Here is a 3661-nt window from a genome sequence, read left to right on the forward strand (position 1 = left end):
AACAATTGCATGAAAAACTTTGTATTCAATTGATTCTTCTTCGGGCTTCTTGTTATTCTTCAATTTAATTTTTGCAAAATCAAGAATAATCTATTTCTTTTCATCAAAGAGCTGATCTTAGCGAACATCGGCGTGCTCAAAGTATTGTTAAGGCCCAAGCTTGATATGCGGCCAGGCATTTTTGCCTACCCCACCGTTCTGAAAAAGGACTGGGAAATTACAGTGCTTTCGAATTTGATCACACTGACTCCGGGGACATTGGTTGTAGACGTTTCCCCGGATAATAAGATTCTTTACATTCATGCAATTGATATTGAAGATGCAGAGGAAACCATTGATTCAATCAGGAACTCGTTTGAAAAAGCGATCATGGAGGTGAGCCGGTAATGCTGAATACTGTTGTTCTAAGTGCCATCCTGATCATTTCGGCTGCCACCATCGGTTTGATTTACAGAGTGATTAAAGGCCCAACCACTCCAGACCGTGTGGTTGCACTTGATGCTATTGGCATAAATCTAGTTGCAATTGTTGCATTGATTTCTATCGCCCTTAATACAAGTGCGTTTGTGGAGGTTATCCTTCTGATTGGGATTCTTGCCTTTATAGGGACCGTAGCCTTCTCTAAATATCTGGAGAAGGGGGTTATTATCGAAAATGAACGAGATCGCTAATATTGTCATTATTGTGCTGATTATTCTGGGAGCTTTTTTAAGTCTTGTTGCTGCATATGGCGTTATCAGGCTTCCTGATATTTATACCAGGAACCATGCGGCATCAAAGTCCGCTACACTGGGGGTTATGTCCATACTGCTCGGAGCCCTGCTGTTCTTTTATGTTAAAGATGGCTTTTTCAATTCCAGAGTCCTGCTCGGAATTATATTCATCTTCATGACTTCGCCTGTAGCCGGGCATTTAATTGCCCGGGCCGCATATAACTCTGGTGTAGAGCTATGGGATAAAAGTGTACAGGATGACTTAAAAGATGCACCACATATGAAAAAGGCAGGCAGCAAGGAACAATAATAAATGGGAAAACCGCAAGAAATCCTCTTGCGGTTTTTTATTTTATTTCCTTTTTATTACGGCCATTGTGCATCTGGATGTGCAAATCAGCTTGTTATTTTCATCCGATATTTTGATATCCCATACCATTGTGGTTCTTCCCTGATGCAGCACTGTTGCGACAGCCGTCACAATTCCATCCTTTTTAGCACGTATATGGTTGGCATTGATCTCAAGCCCTGCAACAGATTCCGTTTCTTTGTCACAAAGCTCAAATGCTCCTATGCTTGCAACAGTTTCCGCAAGCGCGACAGATGCCCCTCCATGCAGCAGGCCAAACGGCTGGCGGGTGCGTTCATCAACAGGCATAGTAGCAACTACACGGCCTTTTTCAAGTGACACGATTTCCATTCCGAGTGTTTCGATTAAAGTATCTTTCAACTCCATTCCCCTAACCCCTTTCCATATGTAAAATGTTGTCATACTATACTTCATTATATAAGATCAAACTATGTATGTCCTGCAGGACAATCATAAAAAAAGAGGTGACCGTCATGAATCGCGTTCGCGAAGGATTAATTCCAACTGTTCTCGGCACCGCTGTTACTGCTGCTGGATATGCAATGAAACAAAACCGCAGAACCAATAACATGTTATCAGATACCATCGTTGGTTTCGGGCTCGCTCATATTGTACTTGGAGCCATCGACCTGGTAGAGCACCGCAATCAGTATTAAGTAAAAAAGGCAGCCTGGGAGCTGCCTTTTTATTTTAAAGTCCCAGCCCCTGATCATGCAGCTTTTCCTGATCCTTCCCCCGCTTTCTTCTGGTAAAGCGAAAAATAAGGAGGAGCAATGCAAAGCCTGCAAGGCCAAGCAGTAATTCTTTTTCATGTTTGATGATGGCATCAATATGATCTCCAAATACATAGCCAATCGTGAAAGTCACAGACAGCCATATTAGTGCGCCGCTGTACGCAAACAAAGCGAATTTTTTAAATGGCAATTTACTGAAGCCGTATAAGAAAGGGAGGAAATTTCTGATACCCGGAACAAAATAACTGAAAGAGAGGGAAAAGGCATGATACTTTTCCATTAGTTTTAAAGAAGCATTAATGGTTTTAGACATCCTTTTACTTTTATGGAAGTATTTAAGCAAGGGCCGGCCAATCAAACGTCCGATTGTATAACAGGTTGACAATGCAGCCAGGATGCCAAGATAAATGACAATGAAAGCAAGCACAGGGTGAAGTGTTTTTAAAGAGGCAGAAAGCCCAACAGTCATCACGATTAATTCATTCGGCACAGGAAAAATAAAGACCCCTACCCAAAGCCATAGAAACAGCCCCAAATATCCGTTATTCTCAATAATTTCCAAAACCAGTTCCAGTTCCATCCGGGGCCTCCCATCTATGTAAGCAGTGCTCACTTATTTATATTCATTACACTAATATATTCTTCATGCAGTTCTTTTACCCCTTTTCTAATTATATCAAGCCTTATTAAAATTGCCTTTCTAATGCACCTTCTGCAACCCCTTTTTATCTATGCAGGGTGCAAGCCGCATTTATTCGCGAAAGCATTTTCATTTTGTTTTCTCATAGGAATAGCCTTCGTTTCATATATTGGGTATGTGTGCATTGATTATTAATCGAAAGGGGCAGAACCGGATGTACCCCTATTATTATTTTCGCTACCCAAAACCTGGATACAACCCTCAGCTTCAAACCTGCTGGAATTATCCGCAAGCCTGCCAGTCTTATTATCATCCTGTCCATCTCTACAGAACCTTTCCTGCTGTCGATCCTCAAATGTTCATGAGCTCCGCTAAAAAAATGGAAGTCCTCATGAAAGACGCCAGCACATTGCTTGTAAATATGGCAGAGTCAAAAAAGTTTTCTTATGAACTGATGTCAGCGGCTCAGCAGTCAAAAAAAGATGCAGTCGATAAAATGATAAAATCAACAGGAATATCCCGAATTCCTAAGGTGTCCTATACACCTGACGGGCTAAGCCTCCACTTTGAATCTGATAAAGAGGATCCCCAGAAATGCTGTGATCTGACACTAAAGCTGAGATGGTTGTAAGTAAACATTAATAAAAAAGCTCTCAATCAAGAGAGCTTTACATGTTTAGCGATAATAAGGGTTTCCATATGGTCCATAGCCAGGGTATCCGCCTCCGCCATAGGGAGCATATGGTGCAGCTGGCGGGCCATAGAATGGCGGCGGAGGTCCATAAAAAGGACGTGGAGCAAATAATGCTGCTCCCAGCCCGCCTCCCAGGAAACCGCCGAGCAGGCCGCCGACAAAAGGAGCTCCTAAAAAGAAGAACCTTTCGCCCCCGTTTCTATATGGGCCTCTATAATAATACATGCAGGGTAACCTCCTTAATTTTTAATGCCTTCTCTATTTAATATGCAGATGTCCTCATTTTGAGTGGGCTACTAGAAAAGCGGAAGGCGCCCGCTTATCGGCGACAAGCATAAGACGAGCCGGCTAAAAGGTTGTTCTTTAACCTTTTGGACGGATGGAAGAAATGTTGAGGCGACTGCCCAGGGACGACTAGCATAAGACGGTCCCTGAAAGAAGGGGTTTTTTCCTTCTGGAAGGGAACGGCTTATGACCTCGAGTCCCTAGGAGCCGAAACTAGACAAGCTT

General features: G+C 42.7%; 7 protein-coding genes and 1 pseudogene. 5 read left to right on the forward strand and 3 right to left on the reverse strand.

Going from position 1 to position 3661, the window contains the following annotated elements; genetic code table 11:
• Window positions 1-90: 90 nt before the first annotated feature.
• From ACEQ1T_RS20370 to mnhG, 3 genes and pseudogenes are all read left to right on the forward strand, one after another.
• A pseudogene (locus tag ACEQ1T_RS20370) lies at window positions 91-387 on the forward strand (Na+/H+ antiporter subunit E); the annotation flags it as partial.
• Window positions 387-671 (forward strand): Na(+)/H(+) antiporter subunit F1, encoded by a 285-nt coding sequence (locus ACEQ1T_RS20375; protein ID WP_035332019.1) that lies wholly within the window; start codon window positions 387-389, stop codon window positions 669-671. The pseudogene ACEQ1T_RS20370 and the gene ACEQ1T_RS20375, both read left to right, overlap by 1 nt.
• Window positions 655-1023 (forward strand): monovalent cation/H(+) antiporter subunit G, encoded by a 369-nt coding sequence (gene mnhG / locus ACEQ1T_RS20380; protein WP_009331659.1) that lies wholly within the window; start codon window positions 655-657, stop codon window positions 1021-1023. The genes ACEQ1T_RS20375 and mnhG overlap by 17 nt, the downstream gene beginning before the upstream one ends.
• 42 nt (window positions 1024-1065) lie before the next feature.
• Here mnhG and ACEQ1T_RS20385 read toward each other — a convergent pair whose 3' ends face one another.
• On the reverse strand, window positions 1066-1449 hold the full coding sequence (locus tag ACEQ1T_RS20385; protein WP_206840359.1) for a hotdog fold thioesterase: 384 nt from the start codon (window positions 1447-1449) through the stop codon (window positions 1066-1068).
• Between the two features lie 107 nt (window positions 1450-1556).
• On the opposite strand from ACEQ1T_RS20385, the gene ACEQ1T_RS20390 reads away from it, so the two are divergent.
• Window positions 1557-1739 carry a hypothetical protein gene (locus ACEQ1T_RS20390; RefSeq protein WP_009331661.1) on the forward strand — a complete coding sequence of 61 codons (183 nt, stop codon included), beginning with the start codon at window positions 1557-1559 and terminating at the stop codon, window positions 1737-1739.
• 34 nt (window positions 1740-1773) lie between these two features.
• On the opposite strand, the gene ACEQ1T_RS20395 is transcribed toward ACEQ1T_RS20390, so the two are convergent.
• Window positions 1774-2397: a DedA family protein gene (locus ACEQ1T_RS20395; protein WP_370224481.1), complete on the reverse strand. Its 624-nt coding sequence runs from the start codon at window positions 2395-2397 to the stop codon at window positions 1774-1776.
• Between the two features lie 274 nt (window positions 2398-2671).
• Between ACEQ1T_RS20395 and ACEQ1T_RS20400 the strand changes: the two genes are divergently transcribed.
• Window positions 2672-3088 carry a hypothetical protein gene (locus tag ACEQ1T_RS20400; RefSeq protein ID WP_206840356.1) on the forward strand — a complete coding sequence of 139 codons (417 nt, stop codon included), beginning with the start codon at window positions 2672-2674 and terminating at the stop codon, window positions 3086-3088.
• 45 nt (window positions 3089-3133) lie between these two features.
• On the opposite strand, the gene ACEQ1T_RS20405 is transcribed toward ACEQ1T_RS20400, so the two are convergent.
• The gene (locus ACEQ1T_RS20405; RefSeq protein ID WP_019380049.1) at window positions 3134-3376 is read right to left on the reverse strand and encodes a hypothetical protein; all 243 of its coding nucleotides are present in this window, start codon (window positions 3374-3376) and stop codon (window positions 3134-3136) included.
• Window positions 3377-3661: the final 285 nt, after the last annotated feature.

Origin of the sequence: Cytobacillus sp., assembly GCF_964223445.1 — a bacterium.
Lineage (GTDB): Bacteria > Bacillota > Bacilli > Bacillales > Cytobacillaceae > Cytobacillus.